Raw genomic sequence first — 16,202 nt, forward strand, 5'->3', positions numbered from 1 at the left:
GCTTCGCTGCGCTCGCAATAACGATGCTGAAGCAGTTCCCTGCCGACACCGCGATCTCGTGCCCGGACGCAGCGCAGAGCGGGGTCCCTCCCCTTCTTTGCATGCCGCTCCGCTCTTGTAACAAAACCGTCATGCAGCGAAACTAAACGAAGCCGGGGGCCGCGGTTGGCGGCCAAGCTGTCTTCGCAGGGAGAGATTTTGATGCGCCGTTCACTGGTGTTGCTGTCAGCCGGACTGACAGTGCTGTCCGCCGGACTTTCGACCGGACCTGCCTCCGCCGAGAACAACACGCCCCGCAACCTGATCCTGTTCATTCCGGACGGTCTGCGGGCGCTGAAGGTCACACCGGAGACTGCACCGGCGATGGCCGAAATCCGCGACAAGGGCGTCAATTTCAAGAATTCGCACTCGCTGTTCCCGACCTTCACCATGGCCAACGGCTCGGCGATGTCGACCGGCCATTATCTCGGCGACACCGGCGTGTTCTCCAACACGATCTGGACCAACTACACCTCGGTGCCCGCCGGCGACACCGTCGTCCCCTTCATCGAGAATGACGCCGTGCTCGGCGACATCGACGAGCATTTCAAGGGCGATTATCTCAACGAGGACACAATCCTGAAATTGGCCCGGGACAAGGGCTACAGCACCGCCGCGCTCGGCAAGCACGGCCCGACCTATCAGTTCGACCACACCGACAAGCCCGAAAAGTCCGGCCTGCATTCGGTCGTGTTCGACGATGCGACCGGCGGCAAGAACGGCGTGGCGCTGTCGGACGAGGTCAAGGCCGCTCTCACCAAGGCCGGCCTGCCCCTCGCAACGCCGCCGCGCGGCGACAACTCCAAGGCGGGCGATGCCAAGACGCCCGGCACCACGGCGGCCAACATCGCGCAGCAGGCCTACTTCGCCGACGTCGCGGCCAAGGTCGTGCTGCCGATGTTCAAGGCCCGCAACAAGCCGTTCGTGCTGGTGTTCTGGTCGCGCGACCCAGACGGCAGTCAGCACAACACCGGCGACAGCCTCAACCAGATCATGCCCGGCATCAACGGGCCGACCTCGATGGCCGGCATCAAAAATGCCGACAATAACCTCGCCCAGCTCCGCAAGGCGCTGGACGAGCTCGGCCTTGCCGCCAACACCAATATCATGGTCCAGGCCGACCACGGCTTCTCGACCATCTCCAAGGAAAGCAAGACCAGCCCCTCGGCCAAGGTCAGCTATGACGACACGCCGAAGGACTTTTTGCCGATGGGCTTTCTGGCGCTCGACCTTGCCAAGGCGCTCGAGCTGCCGCTGTTCGATCCCAACGACAAGAATGCGAAAATCGAGGGCAACAAGCATCCGAAGGCCGGCAACGGCGTGCTCGGCAAGGATCCGGAAAAGCCCGATCTCGTCGTCGCCACCAATGGCGGCTCCGACCTGATCTATCTGCCGAACAAGGACAAGAAGCTGGCGGCCAGGACCATCAAGACGCTGCTCGAGCAGGACTACATCTCCGGCCTGTTCGTCGACGACTCGCTCGGCCGCTTCCCCGGCACCCTGCCGCTGTCGAGCATCAACCTGCGCGGCAAGGCGGCGACACCGACGCCGGCGATCGTCGTCAACTTCCGCTCCTATGCCAGCGATTGCGGCGAGGCGCCGACCAACTGCTCGGTGCAGGTCGCCGACACCGTGCTGCGCCAGGGCCAGGGAATGCATGGCAGCTTCAGCCGCGGAGACACCATGAACTTCATGGCCGCGATCGGTCCGGACTTCAAAGCCGGCTATGTCAGCGAGATTCCGGTCAGCAATGCCGATGTCGGCATGACCGCCGCCGAGCTCCTCGGCCTGCGCAGTTCGCAGAACGGCGGCCTCGTCGGCCGCGTGATGTCGGAGGCCCTGCCCAACGGCACCGTGCCGAAGGCGTACAGGGGGGTCGAGAAGTCGAAAAAGTCCGAGAACGGCCTGCAGACCGTGCTGAACTTCCAGCGCGTCGGCAGCCAGCGCTATTTCGACACTGCCGGTTTCCCGGGCCGCACGCTCGGCCTCGAGTTGGAGACCGGCAAACAAAAAACGGCGGGAAAATAACCCCGCCGTTCAAATGCGTCCTCGTGAGAGGCGCAGAATTTTACATGCCCAAAATCTTACATGCCGATGTCGAACACGTTCGGCAATTGGCCCGCCAGAGGCAGCGCGGTGGCGCCCAGGAAGGTCGCCACCATCGCCATCAGGCGACGGTTGTTCTGGCGCTTGCCGCGCATCTGGCCGGCGATCCACTCCAGCATTTCGCTGTTGACCTTGGAGGCATAGGACGGCGCCCAGCTCTCGATGTCGGACTCGGCCGACAGCGCCACGCTGCGCGGCGGCACCTTCAGGCCGGAGGCGCTGGCGGCATAATGGGCCACCGCCTTGGCGAGCAGGTCGTCGAAACGGCCACCATCGGTGCGCTCGGTTGCGGCTTCGTTGATCTCGAACAGCACTTCGGCCTCGGCGCGGCTGATCGGCTGGTCGTTGACGGCCGTGGCCGTCAGAATGCGGGCGCACCAGGCGGTATCATCGGCATCGAGCGAGCGGGAGAAATGCACCCTTCCCTTGGTGGTCGGGCCTTCGCCCGTGATCACGCCGTCGCGCACGATGGTCAGTGCATGGGCCGAGGTATCGCGGCAGGACGGTTCGAGGGACGGCGACTCAACAGACTTATGCGCAGCGGCAGACATAGTTCACTTCCAGATTTCTTCTGATCGGCCAGCATTTTCATGTCGGCGTAAAGGGGTGGTTAATGATTCGATACGGGGATCGCGACTTTTCTAGATGGTTGCCAATTGGTCGCTGTCAGGACCATTTCGGTTCTGGGAAGCGACGGGCGAGCGTGATGAGAGTCATAAAAGGCTTTCTCGGGGCAATCGCGCCCGTATAGCCCCGGTGGAGATGTTTCGCCGCAGGCGCGGCTGTAACAAAAAGGTGCTAGGAAATCAGGCATTCAAAGAAGGAATTCACATTTTACTTGAAGCGGTTCAGTTAGCGTTCACTTGGGATCGTGGAGTCCCTATACTGGTCCTGACGATCAAAGATGAATTCGCAAGCAAATTCAATGGCATGAGGTAGAACCATGACACTTCCGATCGGCGCCACCGCCCCCGACTTCGAAGCCGAGACCACCGAAGGGAAGATCAAGTTCCACGACTGGATCGGCAATAGCTGGGCGCTGCTGTTCTCGCACCCCAAGGACTTCACGCCGGTTTGCACGACCGAGCTCGGCGCGCTCGCCAAGCTGAAGCCGGAATTCGACAAGCGCGGCGTCAAGCTGATGGGCCTCTCGGTCGATCCGGTCGACCGCCACGCCAAATGGTCGGAGGACATCAAGGAGACGCAAGGCGCGGCCCCGAACTATCCGATGATCGGCGACACCGATTACAACGTCTCGAAGCTCTACGGCATGCTGCCGGCCGCGATCTCGGGCGATCCCCTCACCCGCACCGCCGCTGACAACCAGACCGTCCGCAACGTCTTCATCATCGGGCCGGACAAGAAGATCAAGCTGGTGCTGGTCTATCCGATGACGACGGGCCGAAACTTCCAGGAGATCCTCCGCGTCATCGACTCGCTCCAGCTCACCGCCAAGCATCGCGTCGCAACGCCGGCCGACTGGTCGCAGGGTGACGACGTCATCATCGCCGGCTCGGTCTCCAACGACGAGGCCAAGACGATCTACCCGCAGGGCTGGAAGGAACCGAAGCCTTACATCCGGATCGTGCCGCAGCCGAAATAACCCAATTGTCATTCCGGGCGATGCGTCAGCATCACCCGGGATGACGATGTTGGCTCTTACGCCGCGCGCACGCGTTCGAGGAAGCCCTCGACCTCGGCCTTCAGGTGCAGGCTCTCGCCCGACAACGCCTGAGCGGAGGCAAACATCCGGCTGGACGTCTCACCCGTCTCGTTCGCACCCTCGGCGGCCTGACGGACGTTGACGGCGACGTCGGCCGTGCCCGATACCGCCGCGCGAACGCTGGCGACGATGTTGTGAGTCGCGCTCTTCTGCTGCTCGACCGCAGCCGAGATCGAGCCGGCGATGCCGCTGATGCGTTCGATGGTCTGGCTGATCGCCTTGATGGCGGCGACCGATTCCTCGGTCGCAAGCTGCATGCTGGCGATCTGGTTCGAGATCTCGTCGGTGGCCTTGGCGGTCTGGCCGGCCAGCGTCTTGACCTCCTGGGCCACCACCGCAAACCCGCGGCCGGCATCGCCCGCGCGCGCCGCCTCGATGGTCGCGTTCAGCGCCAGGAGGTTGGTCTGCTCGGCAATCGAGGTGATCAGCTTGACGACATCGCCGATGCGCGCGCCCGCCTCGGAGAGCTGCGCGATGCGCTGATCGGTCGCTTCGGCCTGCCGCACCGCCTCAGCGGAAATGACGTTCGATTCCTGAACCCGCCGGGTGATTTCGGAGATCGATTGAGACAGCTCGTCCGAGGCCGATGCCGCCGAACGCACGTGCTCGGAGGCGTTTTCGGAAGCTCCAGCCGACCGCGCCGAGAGATCGGCGGTGGAGCGCGCGGTATCGGTGAGCTGCCGCGCCGCCCGCTCGAATTCACCTGACGATGTCAGCACCTTGTCGAGAATGCCGCCGACGCCGCCGCGGAACTCTTCGACGAAATTGCGCAAGTCGGATTTGCGCTGCTCGGCGGCTGCAGCCGAAGCCGCCGCCTGCTCGCTGCGCATCCGCGCCCGCTCCTGCGAATTGCTCTTGAACACAGCGACCGTGCGGGCGATCTCGCCGATCTCGTCGGCGCGATCCTCGCAATCGATCTCGACGTCGCTTTGACCTTCGGCGAGCGCCGTCAGCGAGCGCGTGACCGAGGTGAGCGGCTTGGTGATACGGCGGACGACCAGCAAGGTCAGGACCAGCACCAGCAGCGCGGCGAGCCCGGCGGCGACCGCCATGCTTTCGATCGTGTGGGCCAGCATGCTCTCGAACTGGGCCATCGGGATGCCGACATAGAGGATGCCGGCGACTTTGCCGTTGGCGTCGGCGATCGGGAAATAGGCGGTCATGAAGGTCTTGCCGAACAGGGTCGCCGGGCCCTTGTAGGCTTCGCCGCGGCGCAGCAGCGCCTGCGCCGGATGATCGGCGGCAAGCTGGGTCCCCACGGCGCGGTCGCCATTTTCCTTCTTTACGTTGGTCGAGCGCCGCACGAACTGCCCGCTCGCATCGTCGAACACGAACAGGGTCGCGTTGCCGCCGACATAGGACACCGCGCGATCGACGATGGCGTGATCCCTAAAGTCCGGCATCTTGGGAATCTCGGCGCGCGCCACCGCGCCATCCTTCATGCTGATCTTCGCGTCGGGATTGGTCTCGGCAAAGGCCAGCGCCAGCGTGCGCAAGCTAACCTCGATATCGCGCAGCGCACGATCGTTGAACACGGAGCTGAGCGACCAATAGCCGGCCCCGACCACGAGCGCCGTATTCATGGCGATCAGCAGCACCGCGCAGAGGAGCGCCTTGGTGCCAAGTTTGAATTGCGGCAGAAACTTCGCCGTTGCTCGTCCGTACATGAATGGAATGACTCCTGTAATTCCTGCATATTCATGCAATCGGCTTACGGCCGCATTAACGCGGTTCCCGTCGCGACATGCTTTCCAAATCGTTAACGAGGACACCCCTGACCACGCCCAGAACTACGCTAAGGACCACGCCAAGCGCTCCGCCCATCATCGTCTGGTTTCGCGATGACCTTCGCCTGTCCGACCATCCCGCGCTCCACGCCGCCGCCAAGGCCGCCGCGAAGGGCGGCGCGTCGGTGATCTGCCTCTATGTGCTCGACGACGCGGCCGGGCGAGCGCCGGGCGCGGCGGCACGTTGGTGGCTGGCGCAGTCGCTGCGGGCGCTTGGCGCCGACATTGCCACCCGCGGCGGATCGCTGATCCTGCGCAGGGGGCCGGCGGCGCGGGTGATCGCAGAGGTGGTCCGCGAGAGCGGCGCCCACACTGTCTACTGGAATGGGATCGCACAGGCGCCGCATCAGGCGGTCGAGCGGCAGCTCGAAGCAGCGCTGGCGAAGATCGGCGTGGACTCGCAAAGTTCCCCCGGTGACCTGCTCGTGCCGCCGGCGGCAATCCGCAATAAGGAAGGCCGCGGCTTGCGCGTGTTCACGCCATTCTGGCGGCGCGTGCTGGCGCTCGGCGATCCGCCGAAGCCCCTTCCGGCACCCAAGGAGCTGCATCCTGCGCCGACGGTCGCCAGCGACGCGCTGGAGACCTGGAAGCTCGAGCCGGGCAAGCCCGATTGGGCCGGCGGCCTGCGCAAGACATGGACCCCGGGCGAAGCCTCCGCCCGCGCCCGCCTGCGCGACTTCCTCAAGCACACTGCATTCGGCTATGTCGGCGATCGCGACCGCCCGGACCGGGAGGGCACCTCACAGCTGTCACCGCATTTGAGGTTCGGTGAGCTCAGTCCACGCCAGGTCTGGTACGCCGCGCGGTTCGCCGCGGCAGAAAATCCCGCCACCGGACCCGGTGTCGAAAAATTCCTGAGCGAGCTCGGCTGGCGTGAGTTCTGCCGCCACCTGCTCCACGACCATCCCAACCTTGCCACCGAAAACCTGCAAGCGAACTTCGACAGCTTCCCATGGAAGCCCGACGCCAAGGCGCTCGCCGCCTGGCAGCGCGGCCGCACCGGCTATCCCATCGTCGACGCCGGCCTGCGCGAGCTTTGGCATACCGGCGTGATGCACAACCGGGTGCGAATGGTCGTCGCCTCATTCCTGGTCAAGCACCTCCTGATCGACTGGCGCGACGGCGAGAGCTGGTTCTGGGACACGCTGGTCGATGCGGATGCCGGCAGCAATCCCGCCAACTGGCAGTGGGTCGCCGGCTGCGGCGCCGACGCGGCGCCCTATTTCCGCGTGTTCAATCCGGTGCTGCAGGGCCAGAAGTTCGACCCGGATGGAACCTATGTGCGGCGCTGGGTGCCCGAGCTGAAAGACGTACCCGCCAAGCTGATCCACCAGCCCTGGCAGGCGACGCCGATCGAGCTTGCAAGCGCCGGCGTCACGCTCGGCAAGACCTATCCGCATCCGATTGTCGATCATGCCAAGGGACGAGAGCGCGCGCTCGCCGCCTACGCAAAGATCCGCAAAGGTTGAGCGTTGCTTTGACACAATTATGAAACCCGCTATCGTCATCGCTCCATGCAAACCGTGGGGGACGATATGGACGACGACAAGCCGATCACCGAACAGGCGATGGACACGATCACCGCCGCCGTAGAGACGACCAAGGACGCCGCTGTCAGCGCCGTCAAGCAGGTGAAGAAAGCCGCCAAGAAGGTCGCGAAGAAGGTAGCGCCGAAGAAGGCTTCCAAGAAGAAAGCCAAGAAGGCTGCGAAGAAAACCTCGAAGAAGGCGGCCAAGAAGACTTCGAAGAAAGCTGCAAAGAAGTCGTCGAAGAAGGCGGCCAAGAAAACTGCAAAGAAAACGGCAAAGAAGGCCACCAAGAAAGCTGCCAAGTCGAAAAAGAAGGCCAAGAAGGCCAAGCGCTGATCGCAAAGCCCAAGTCTCCGGGTGCGGACGCGCCCGGAGACGGCTCCAGCGATACCCTACCCTCGCCGTTTGGCTGCACGCCGGCCCGGATGATGCTCGCCTTGCGGATCGCGGAATTCGCTGCGATGACCGCGCCGGTCCTCGGCGTTGAAGCGCCGCCGCTTCTCGGGTGAGCCGAACTGCTTGATCAATCTCCTGCCGTTCACCTTCTTGATGACGTAGCCGCCCTCTGTCATCGAGAACGGCTCCTTGAGCGATCCCATGTGGTCGAACTTCGTGCCGCGGGGATGCTTGAAGGGTTCGAACCAGGAGGGATAGACGAAGTTCGACATCGGGAAGCCGTTGACGACGAAGGCGTCCTCTTCGACTGCATCGCAGACCTCGTAGGCATATTGGGTGTGCCGGGTCTTGTCGGCCCACAGATTGGCCATGGGGTCGAGCACCATCTCGAACAGCTCATGCGAGGCTGCCAGACTGACCGGGTCGTCCTCGGCCAGCGCCTTGAGGAAGATCTTCGAGATCGGCTGTCCCCGATGCGTCAATTCATGCCGCCCGAGGAAATTTTCGTGGGTCGCATCGTCGAAATAGACCAGCTGCCAGTCGGTGGGCTTCGGCTTGCGGGTGACGTCGAGATCGACGGGATAACCCCAGACCGGCAGGAAGTGCTCGTCATAGCATTTCTGCAGCGCGGCCGTGAGCCGCGCCATCATCCGCTCGCTCATCATCTCCTCTGCGTAATTGATGCAGGCAATCCGGACCGGCTTCAGGGATCTGGCGAGCAGTGCACGACGCGCCTTCTTCATGGAAATCACCGTGTGAAAGGGAGGCTGAAATGCCCCAAACCTAACACGAACGCACCCGCACGTCAGGGATGTATTCCGGGGATCCGGCCCGCCGATCCTAGAAGCGTCGGTTGACCACGAACACCGCGGCCGCGCACATCACCATGCCCGCGATCGCCAGCGCATCGAGCTTCTCTCCGAACAGCAGATAAGCCATCAGCGCCGTCACGGCGGGCACCAGATAGAACAGGCTTGCAACAGAGGTGGCGGCGGCATGGCGGATCAGCCAGTACAGCAGCCCGATCGAACCGATCGAAAGCGCCACGGCGAGCCAGGCCAGCGCGAGCATGAACTCGCGTGTCCAGTGCACCACGCGGTCCTCGAACAGAAAGGCGCCGATCGCGAAGAAGATCGTGACGGATACGTACTGCACGAGATTGCCGGCGCGCCAGTCGATCTGGTTGCAGTAGCGGCGCTGATAGAGCGTGCCGAGCGTGATGCTGATCAGCGAGACCACGGAGGCAAGCCAGCCGAGCCCGGCTTCGCCGGTCATGGGACGGCCGTGCAGGATCAGCACCACGCCGCCGAGGCCAAGCACGAGCCCCGCCCATTGCACCGGTGTCACCTTCTCCCCGAGCCAGCGGTTGGCGATGGTCGAGGTCAGAATCGGCTGAAGGCCCGGAATGAGCGCGGAGAGCCCGGCCGGAATCGAGTGCGCGATCGCGATTGCGGTGCCGCCGAGATAGAAGCCATGGACGAGGATGCCGGCGACCGCGCTGTGCGCGATGCCGATACGGTCCGGCCATTTCGGTCGCGCAATCGCGACGATGATTGCCATCAGACCGACCACGAACGCCATGCGTATGGCGAGGTAGGTCAAGGGATCGGCATTGTTGACGACGTATTTGGTGCCGATGAAGCCGGTGCTCCAGAGCAGGACGAACAGGATCGGCGCGGCGCGGGCGGTCAGGGCTTCTTGATTATGGTTCATTGCCGCCCTCATTGCCCCACAGGGAGGCAATGCGGCAATGCGAATTTCGACCAATTTTGTCGGAGCGATGTTGCGCTGCGACGGAGCGACGGCTCAGCCGCTCACCATTCGTCCGGACAGGGATCGATGATCTTCCAGAGCTCGACGCCGTTCTTGATCTTTTTCATGTCGGTGGTGAGCCCGCCATTGCGGCGGATCCAGTCCTTCACCTTGTCGGGGTAATAGGCCATCAGGTCGGACGTCCCCTCCGCGCTGGTGACCTTGATGCCGAAGGTGAAGGCCTTGTCGTAGTAGGCTTGGTGGAAGCCGAGGCTGGCACGCGGCGTCACGCAGATCTTGTTCATCGGCACGATGCCGAGCACCAGGGTGCAGGCCGAGTTGCAGATGCCGTCGATGATGACGCGCTCGCCCTTCTCGCGGACGCGCTTGTACTTGGCCTTGTACTCCTCGACATAGCCGCCGTGGTCGCGGGTGATGTGCAGCTCCGCCCGCGCCGGCGAGGCGGCGACGACCGAGAGCAACAGCAGACCTAGAAGCGTGATGCGCATGGTGAGGTGACGGCGAAAGCCTTCAGGAATGGACCGGCCTATGGACCCCAAAAAGCCGGCAACAGGAATCTTATGCTAATTCTCTTTGGTCACACTTGTGTGGGGAATTCGTTAAGCATCTCGAAAAGGCCAAAAATGGGCAAGTCTGGACCACAGAACCGGCAATTCTGTCACACCCACCCGGGAATCTGCGGGATTGGCTACGATTTCCGGGCTTCGGACGGGTGTTCCGGCCGCCCGAACTGGCTATAAACAGCTGACCTATTCGTGCGGGTTCCGGAGATTCGAGATGAGCAAGTTGAAGCTTGTAGCCGCGATTGCAGCCCTGTCGGCCGCAATCCTTGCCCCTGGCCTCGCAGAGGCGCGTGGACATCACCGGTACCACCGCCATTACACGAACCCGTTGCCCTATCCGATCAGCTATCTGCACAATTACGGACCCGGCATGACGCCCGGGACGTTCGCCTTTTACGACGGCCCGTCGACCAACCATTGCTACCAGAGCGCAGCCGCCTATGTCGGCCAGGACCGCCGCCGCCACCCCTGCTACTGAGGGGCGCAGGCGTATTCTCTGCGGGGGCCGCTATTTGACGGCGCCCGACAGCAGCAATTGCTTCTCGATCTCGTAGACCGGCAGTTTGACGAGGTCCTTGCCGACCTCGCCCTGGAGTGCCTTGCGCACCACGTCCGAATAGTCGGCGCGGATCATCCCAAGCGCACGCGGCGAGGCCACCATGGTCAAGGCCGAGGTCTCGCCTGAGCTGACGGCGACATCGAGCCGTCCGGCCAGGCCGCGCAGGAAGGCGCGCTCGGCCTCGTCATGCCAATCAGTCTGCTCCACCGAGCTGCGCGTGCTGCCGGCCGCGCCATGGAGCCTGCCCGGAGCGTCGGTCCCTTGCGCACCGGTCGAGGGATTGGGCTGCTCGTGCACCTCCCTGGTGTGGAGGTTCGGAAACATCTCGTCGCCGAGGTTTTCCAGAATGAGCGCCTTGCGCCCGTCGCACACGACCAGCCAGTCACCCTTGTCGATTCTCATTTTGTCCATTTGCACAGCTCCAAAGCGACCTCGCGAGCCTGCTCTTCGATTGCTCGCAAGGCTGACCACGGCGGCAAGCTTAGAGACGAAGCCGCACCGGTGAATTGCGCGGGATCAAGGATGGCGGCAATGTCCTGCGGGGACGCAAACGCAAGCGCAGCATTGGTCAAGAGCTCGAACCTGGGATAGTTTCCCGGAGCCAAAGGTCAGGCCTGCGGCGGGCTGGCTGAAGACCTGTTCATCAGCATTACATTTCGGTCCCGCCACAATTTGATCAGAACAAACTTCGATATCCCTGTATTGCGTAAGCGGAGAAAGACATCATGAAGCTTAGAATTGGCCTCGTCGCCGCGTCCCTGTTGGGTGCGTTGGTCGCATCATCGGCGGCGTCCGCCATGCCCATCGCGCCTGCTCCTGCGACGCCGCAGGTCTCGGACGTCGAGCAGGTCCGCATGGTCTGTGACGCCTGGGGACGCTGTTTCTGGCGCCCGAACTACTATGGATACTACGGGCCGCGGCCCTACTATGGTCCCCGATATGCACCGCGCTTTTATGGTGGTCCTCGCTATTACGGACCACGCTACCGCCGCTGGTGATTTTAAGGGGGCTCTCCGGGGCCCCTTCGCTTTTGCGAGATCAAGGATGTTGATCTGGAGTCATTCCAAAACTGATCTAGATCAAAGACGAAATCCGCCACGCCGTCATTCTCCGACGATGGTCGATTTGATCGTTTTTCGATGTCCCCAGACCGGCATGAATGTGCAGACCCATCTCGAGAAGCAACAGAGACAGGAGGCGCAGAGCTTTGCCTCCTTCACCTGTCCCGCCTGCACGCGGCTGCACTTCATCGACCTCGCCTCCGGCCAGCCGATGACTCGAGACCGTTGACGACGACATCGATCTGCCGGGCTTCATGCGATGATGTCCGCAATACTACGGCCCGGAATCCGGTTTACTGAAGCGCGATGTTTCGCCATTGATGGCGATGTACTGACGTTCATTTGATTGTCACATTGCGGCAGCCGGCCACACGCATGTTGTTCGACGCCCTCGCCCCATCCTCGGCGCTTCAATTGATCGGCTTTGCCGACGTCGATGCGTTTCGGCCGATCGAGTCGATGGAGGATGCGAGAAGCATTCCGCTCGACGTCCAGAATTTCGCGGCGGCTCGCGCTGTCGTCTCCCTGCCCGGCTGCCGCATCGTCATGATGCGCTCGTTCGCGCGCATCCTCGACGCCGCCTATCGGATGCCCGGCGGGATGGTGATCCTGCCCATGACGGACGACCTTCAGGTCAATTCCAAGGGCATGGAGCTGGACGCGCGCTTCTTCATCGCGCTCCGCGGCAGCGATGAATGCCATTTCGTCGAGCGCCGGACCAATCATCATGCGATGATCATCTTCTCACCTGGCCTGAGTGACCGGGGCTGGTTCGATCAGGCGGACGATTTGCGGGCCTTTGGCGCGAACCGCCCCGCTTTGCTCCACATACGCCAGCTCCTGCTCGACATTCTGCGAACCGCGTCGGTGCAGCCGGCCCTGTTCGAAACGACCGAGGTCGCCGCCCATCTCCAGGAAGGTCTGCTGCTCGCGCTCGACGATCTGTTTCGCATCGATCCGCTCTCGGACCGGAGTGCCTCCGTCCAGGGGGAGCGGTCGATCAAACTCGTGCAGCGGATCGACGATTACGTCGCGGCACATCCGACTGCTCCGATCTATACAGCCGATCTCGCCGGCGAGTTCGGCGTCTCGATCCGGACGCTCGGCGGCGCCGTCAGCAAGGTGCGCGGCATGAGCTTGCACCAGTACATTCGCCTGAAAAAATTGTGGGCGACCCGGTCTCGCCTTCTCAAGGGCGGCGGCGCCACCGTCACCACATGCGCGCGCGCCCAGGGCTTTCACCATTTGGGGGAGTTTGCCGCAGCTTACCGCGCGACCTTCCACGAAGCGCCGTCCGACACGCTGGCACGGGGCCGGCAAGCCGGTCCGACGGCAGGCTGACCAGGCAGGCCGCTGCGGCGGTCGTTGTTGTGAGCGCCCTCTTCCAAACATATCCGGAATTGGCGCGCTCGGAGAGATTCGAACTCCCGACCCTCGGAATCGAAATCCGATGCTCTATCCAGCTGAGCTACGAGCGCCCTGGGCCCGACATTGGGCCGCAGCCGAGACGCCCCAGTTTGCTGCTGGCGGGCAGCAGGCCGGATGACGTTCGGATGGGTTCGAATTAGCAGAGAGGCCCGCCAATAAAAAGCCCTTCCCGCCCCGATTCGAGACGGGGCAGACCCGCTCTTACCAGGTGCTATCGAAGAAGCCGAAATGCGGCTGCTGCGCCATCACCATCATCGGCCGCCCTTGCTGCGGCACCGGATGCGCTCTGGCGACCTTGCGCTTGGGCTGCTGCGCTGGGGTCTGAAGTGGCTGGGCCTGAGGAGTCTGGGCCTGGGCCTGCGCCTGAACTTGCGTCTTGGCTTCGGCCTTCTTGACCGCAGCGGCATCAGCCTTCGCGGCCGGCGTGAATTGAGCGAAAGTCTCGCGGACCCGCGCCTTGGCTGTAATCTCGGCCAAGGCCGGCGACATACCCTCCACGGGCGGCTGGGGAGCCGCGGCGGCGGCGATCTTCACCGCAGGGGCGGCAAGCGGCGGCTGAGTGGTGTCGAGCACGACGCGCTCCGGCAGGTGGCGATCGGACCGGATCCGGATCAACGGCTGTTCGTTGCTTGCGGTTGCAACCGCCTGCGTCACAGGCGAAGTCGGCAGAACGTGGTTCGCCGCGAGCAGCAGTGCGAGCAAGGCTCCACCGACAAAAATGAAATACCGAAGGATAGGCATTGGCCGCGCTCCGCCCGCCGCATCCCCGCGTGGGCTCTCCGCCTCAACAGGCGATCATTTAATTGGTTCCTGCCCCAGCCATTCGGTTCAAATGGCGACGGCAAGTTTTTTGGCCAAGGCCCCAGGACAGTAACTTTTCCGCTACCGAAAAATGCCGGCCTTAGGTCCGACGTGCTGCCACAAGCGAACACTTCGCCTGATCGGCATTCACATTGACGAAGCCGACAGGAATGCGCGCAAAAGTCTTGCGGCTCTTCATGTTAACCGTATCCGCCAGAACGCGGCTGCGGTCAGTGAGATGACTGCCATCGCGCCGCGCAAAAGCACAGGCGATCTCGACATCCTTTACGGCATAGTCGTTGTCGTTGCGCAGCGTGAACGTCACCAGCGCCTTCGAGCCAAGGCCGCCGCGGCGCCAGGTCTGCGATGAAATCCTGATCCGACCGAGTTCCGCCATTGTCGGAATCTGAGCTTCGGATGGCGACGACACGACGGCCTCGTTGCCCGAAGGCGCCGTCTCGACCGCTGCCACGTCAGACCTCACCGGTTCGGCACTGTTGCCTCTGGAGAGAGGGAGCAGCATCCAGACGCCGCAACCGACGATGATGGCCGCCAACAGCCACAGCAGGCCTCGCCCAAATGAAACGCTCGCGATCGTCACCGCCCGCGCCAGTCGTTCGCCGGTCACGGCGAAACGCCCTAACCCGATGCGGTCAAACCGAGCGTTCATGGTTGCCTCACCGATCGCGGCGGAAGCACGTTCGACAACGGATTCGGCCACTGTTTACCTTAATCCGGAAGACGAACTAAGGTTCCCGCGCAGCTGTCGAGTCGGCAAGAGCGGTGGCGGTCACCGGCCGAGGCCGCTAACATGCGCTGCAACATCAAGACCCGTCGGGAGAACATGAAATGCCAGTCGTCACTTGGGATCACGTCCATCTGCGCAGCCCTGATCCGGAGGCCACGGCGGCATGGTTGCGGGACATCCTCGGTGGCGAGATCGTGCAAGCGCCCGGACGGATCGACGTGAATCTTGGAGGCGCAAGGATTTTCATTGCGCCTCTCGAAGGCGACAACGCGGTCAACCCGCCGCCGTCGCACCCGCATCAGGGCCTCGACCATTTCGGTCTCACGGTGAAGGACATCGACGCCGTCGCCGCCGAGATCAAGGCCAAGGGCGTCACCTTCACGCGCGAACCGACCACGATCCGCCCCGGCGTGCGCATCTGCTTCATCCGCGGCCCCGAAGGCATCTCCATCGAGCTGCTCGAGCGCGACAAGAAATATACCTGACACGGCGCGCGCCGCATCGGCCCACCGGGCGACGTGCCGCCCGGTGCGCCTAAGTCATGCTGCCGGGCATGAAGCAGCGGATGGCGACGCCCATATAGCCGTAGATCGGCCAGACCATGGTGCGCCCCGCCCGGTTCGGCTCCGAGATCACGGCCTCCTCGGGCACCTCGACCCAGACGAGCTCCTGCGGTCGGCCGTCGATCACGTAGCCATACCGTGGGACACGGACCCGATAGTGCCCGTCCTTGCTGTCCCAGTCGGTGTCCGAGAGCGCCGAGCCGTCTGCATCGGAGCAGCAAGGCCCCTTGCCGCTTCGCAGGCCGTCGAACCAGGCCTTCAATTCGGCATTGGTGTTGACGAACTGGCCGCGGTCGCGCGCGTGCCCGATCGGGGCTGCGAGTGCGATCAGAGCCAGGGCACAAGCGAGGCTCGTCACGCTTCGCCAGCGTGCCGCGCCGCCAATCCGCCGTTGTCGTGTTTCGCAAATCGTGGGACGCACACTGTACAGACGCGGCTTCTCGCCGCCGGAATCGATCCAGTTGCTCACGTTTGTCTTGCTCCAGCACCCCGCGGCCAGTGCAACAATGGTTATGCATTTCGCGGGCCAACTTGATTCGCAACGACTGGCCTCGCTTCATGATCAGACCGTCATGGCGGTGTCATAGACAAGCCGGGACACTACGGCTCACGGGCAGGTGCGCAAGGCCGGCGGCCAAACTCCCGCGTTGCGTGGGCGCATGCCCTTTGGCATAAATGCCCTACCGGTTACGCCATTGGGCGATGGCGGCCGGCCTCGGGACGTTATGAAGAACGGCCTCTATTCGATTCACGTGAACCTGCTCGATGGTCGGGTCGGCAAGGGCAGCGGCGTGATTCTTTTTCGCGACGGCAAGATTCTTGGCGGCGATGCCTACCTGTATTACACCGGCAGCTACACGGTGAAGGACAATACCTTCAAGGGCGAGGTGCTGGTCCAGCGTCACACCTCGCCGCGGGGTGACGACAATCCGCTGTTCGGCGGCCCTGCCGCGGTCGGCATCGGCGTCAGCGGCACCTTCACGGAGACGCGCGGGGACATGACGGGGACCGCGCTGGTCGGCAAGGCCAGCCAGATTTTCGGCGCAACGCTGCACAAGCTTGCAGAGGCCGACTGAAGCTTCGGTTCTGATTGAATCAGAATCTCAGATCTCAATTGTTGTTGTTT

The 16,202-nt window shown here is 63.2% G+C and carries 19 protein-coding genes and 1 tRNA gene; 10 read left to right on the forward strand and 10 right to left on the reverse strand.

The genetic code is table 11. The features are described 5' to 3' along the window. Nucleotides 1-201: 201 nt before the first annotated feature. Nucleotides 202-2,067 carry an alkaline phosphatase family protein gene (locus ABIB66_RS15720; RefSeq protein WP_354209316.1) on the forward strand — a complete coding sequence of 622 codons (1,866 nt, stop codon included), beginning with the start codon at nucleotides 202-204 and terminating at the stop codon, nucleotides 2,065-2,067. Between the two features lie 56 nt (nucleotides 2,068-2,123). Here ABIB66_RS15720 and ABIB66_RS15725 read toward each other — a convergent pair whose 3' ends face one another. Then, nucleotides 2,124-2,696, reverse strand: a complete 573-nt coding sequence (locus ABIB66_RS15725; RefSeq protein ID WP_275168047.1) for a hypothetical protein — start codon at nucleotides 2,694-2,696, stop codon at nucleotides 2,124-2,126. A 392-nt stretch (nucleotides 2,697-3,088) separates the two neighbouring features. Between ABIB66_RS15725 and ABIB66_RS15730 the strand changes: the two genes are divergently transcribed. Next, nucleotides 3,089-3,748, forward strand: coding sequence for a peroxiredoxin (locus ABIB66_RS15730; protein ID WP_007603114.1), 660 nt, complete (start codon nucleotides 3,089-3,091; stop codon nucleotides 3,746-3,748). Nucleotides 3,749-3,804: 56 nt separating this feature from the next. Here the strand turns inward: ABIB66_RS15730 and ABIB66_RS15735 are convergent, their stop codons facing one another. Beyond that, nucleotides 3,805-5,535, reverse strand: coding sequence for a methyl-accepting chemotaxis protein (locus ABIB66_RS15735; protein WP_354058758.1), 1,731 nt, complete (start codon nucleotides 5,533-5,535; stop codon nucleotides 3,805-3,807). Between the two features lie 77 nt (nucleotides 5,536-5,612). On the opposite strand from ABIB66_RS15735, the gene ABIB66_RS15740 reads away from it, so the two are divergent. Then, nucleotides 5,613-7,124 carry a cryptochrome/photolyase family protein gene (locus tag ABIB66_RS15740; protein ID WP_354209315.1) on the forward strand — a complete coding sequence of 504 codons (1,512 nt, stop codon included), beginning with the start codon at nucleotides 5,613-5,615 and terminating at the stop codon, nucleotides 7,122-7,124. A 66-nt stretch (nucleotides 7,125-7,190) separates the two neighbouring features. Continuing rightward, complete coding sequence (locus ABIB66_RS15745) at nucleotides 7,191-7,520, forward strand: histone (protein ID WP_354209314.1); 330 nt, start codon at nucleotides 7,191-7,193, stop codon at nucleotides 7,518-7,520. A 56-nt stretch (nucleotides 7,521-7,576) separates the two neighbouring features. On the opposite strand, the gene ABIB66_RS15750 is transcribed toward ABIB66_RS15745, so the two are convergent. The 3 genes from ABIB66_RS15750 to ABIB66_RS15760 all read right to left on the reverse strand — a co-directional run bounded on the left by ABIB66_RS15750 (nucleotide 7,577) and on the right by ABIB66_RS15760 (nucleotide 9,841). Further along, complete coding sequence (locus ABIB66_RS15750) at nucleotides 7,577-8,323, reverse strand: hypothetical protein (RefSeq protein WP_275168051.1); 747 nt, start codon at nucleotides 8,321-8,323, stop codon at nucleotides 7,577-7,579. Nucleotides 8,324-8,420: 97 nt separating this feature from the next. After that, on the reverse strand, nucleotides 8,421-9,293 hold the full coding sequence (locus ABIB66_RS15755; protein WP_354058755.1) for a DMT family transporter: 873 nt from the start codon (nucleotides 9,291-9,293) through the stop codon (nucleotides 8,421-8,423). A 101-nt stretch (nucleotides 9,294-9,394) separates the two neighbouring features. Then, nucleotides 9,395-9,841, reverse strand: a complete 447-nt coding sequence (locus ABIB66_RS15760; protein WP_354209313.1) for a hypothetical protein — start codon at nucleotides 9,839-9,841, stop codon at nucleotides 9,395-9,397. Nucleotides 9,842-10,130: 289 nt separating this feature from the next. On the opposite strand from ABIB66_RS15760, the gene ABIB66_RS15765 reads away from it, so the two are divergent. Then, the gene (locus ABIB66_RS15765; RefSeq protein WP_354209311.1) at nucleotides 10,131-10,394 is read left to right on the forward strand and encodes a hypothetical protein; all 264 of its coding nucleotides are present in this window, start codon (nucleotides 10,131-10,133) and stop codon (nucleotides 10,392-10,394) included. Nucleotides 10,395-10,424: 30 nt separating this feature from the next. Here the strand turns inward: ABIB66_RS15765 and ABIB66_RS15770 are convergent, their stop codons facing one another. Then, nucleotides 10,425-10,886 carry a host attachment protein gene (locus tag ABIB66_RS15770; protein ID WP_354209310.1) on the reverse strand — a complete coding sequence of 154 codons (462 nt, stop codon included), beginning with the start codon at nucleotides 10,884-10,886 and terminating at the stop codon, nucleotides 10,425-10,427. A gap of 314 nt (nucleotides 10,887-11,200) precedes the next feature. Here ABIB66_RS15770 and ABIB66_RS15775 point away from each other — a divergent pair, with 314 nt between their 5' ends. The 3 genes from ABIB66_RS15775 (at nucleotide 11,201) to ABIB66_RS15785 (ending at nucleotide 12,877) form a co-directional block, all read left to right on the forward strand. Beyond that, nucleotides 11,201-11,473, forward strand: coding sequence for a hypothetical protein (locus tag ABIB66_RS15775; protein ID WP_354058752.1), 273 nt, complete (start codon nucleotides 11,201-11,203; stop codon nucleotides 11,471-11,473). A gap of 157 nt (nucleotides 11,474-11,630) precedes the next feature. Then, complete coding sequence (locus tag ABIB66_RS15780; protein WP_354209308.1) at nucleotides 11,631-11,765, forward strand: hypothetical protein; 135 nt, start codon at nucleotides 11,631-11,633, stop codon at nucleotides 11,763-11,765. A gap of 146 nt (nucleotides 11,766-11,911) precedes the next feature. Beyond that, complete coding sequence (locus ABIB66_RS15785) at nucleotides 11,912-12,877, forward strand: AraC family transcriptional regulator (protein ID WP_354209307.1); 966 nt, start codon at nucleotides 11,912-11,914, stop codon at nucleotides 12,875-12,877. Between the two features lie 60 nt (nucleotides 12,878-12,937). Here ABIB66_RS15785 and ABIB66_RS15790 read toward each other — a convergent pair. From ABIB66_RS15790 to ABIB66_RS15800, 3 genes are all read right to left on the reverse strand, one after another. Further along, nucleotides 12,938-13,014: transfer RNA gene (locus ABIB66_RS15790), tRNA-Arg, on the reverse strand. A 151-nt stretch (nucleotides 13,015-13,165) separates the two neighbouring features. Then, on the reverse strand, nucleotides 13,166-13,705 hold the full coding sequence (locus ABIB66_RS15795) for a hypothetical protein (protein ID WP_275168058.1): 540 nt from the start codon (nucleotides 13,703-13,705) through the stop codon (nucleotides 13,166-13,168). Between the two features lie 160 nt (nucleotides 13,706-13,865). Further along, the gene (locus tag ABIB66_RS15800) at nucleotides 13,866-14,435 is read right to left on the reverse strand and encodes a hypothetical protein (protein WP_354209306.1); all 570 of its coding nucleotides are present in this window, start codon (nucleotides 14,433-14,435) and stop codon (nucleotides 13,866-13,868) included. Between the two features lie 179 nt (nucleotides 14,436-14,614). Here ABIB66_RS15800 and ABIB66_RS15805 point away from each other — a divergent pair, with 179 nt between their 5' ends. Further along, on the forward strand, nucleotides 14,615-14,998 hold the full coding sequence (locus ABIB66_RS15805; RefSeq protein WP_275168059.1) for a VOC family protein: 384 nt from the start codon (nucleotides 14,615-14,617) through the stop codon (nucleotides 14,996-14,998). Nucleotides 14,999-15,047: 49 nt separating this feature from the next. Here the strand turns inward: ABIB66_RS15805 and ABIB66_RS15810 are convergent, their stop codons facing one another. Then, nucleotides 15,048-15,545: a hypothetical protein gene (locus ABIB66_RS15810; protein WP_354209305.1), complete on the reverse strand. Its 498-nt coding sequence runs from the start codon at nucleotides 15,543-15,545 to the stop codon at nucleotides 15,048-15,050. A gap of 256 nt (nucleotides 15,546-15,801) precedes the next feature. On the opposite strand from ABIB66_RS15810, the gene ABIB66_RS15815 reads away from it, so the two are divergent. Beyond that, the gene (locus ABIB66_RS15815; protein ID WP_007603093.1) at nucleotides 15,802-16,152 is read left to right on the forward strand and encodes a GrlR family regulatory protein; all 351 of its coding nucleotides are present in this window, start codon (nucleotides 15,802-15,804) and stop codon (nucleotides 16,150-16,152) included. The last annotated feature ends 50 nt before the right edge of the window (nucleotides 16,153-16,202 follow it).

This window comes from Bradyrhizobium sp. F1.13.3, assembly GCF_040548265.1.
Lineage (GTDB): Bacteria > Pseudomonadota > Alphaproteobacteria > Rhizobiales > Xanthobacteraceae > Bradyrhizobium.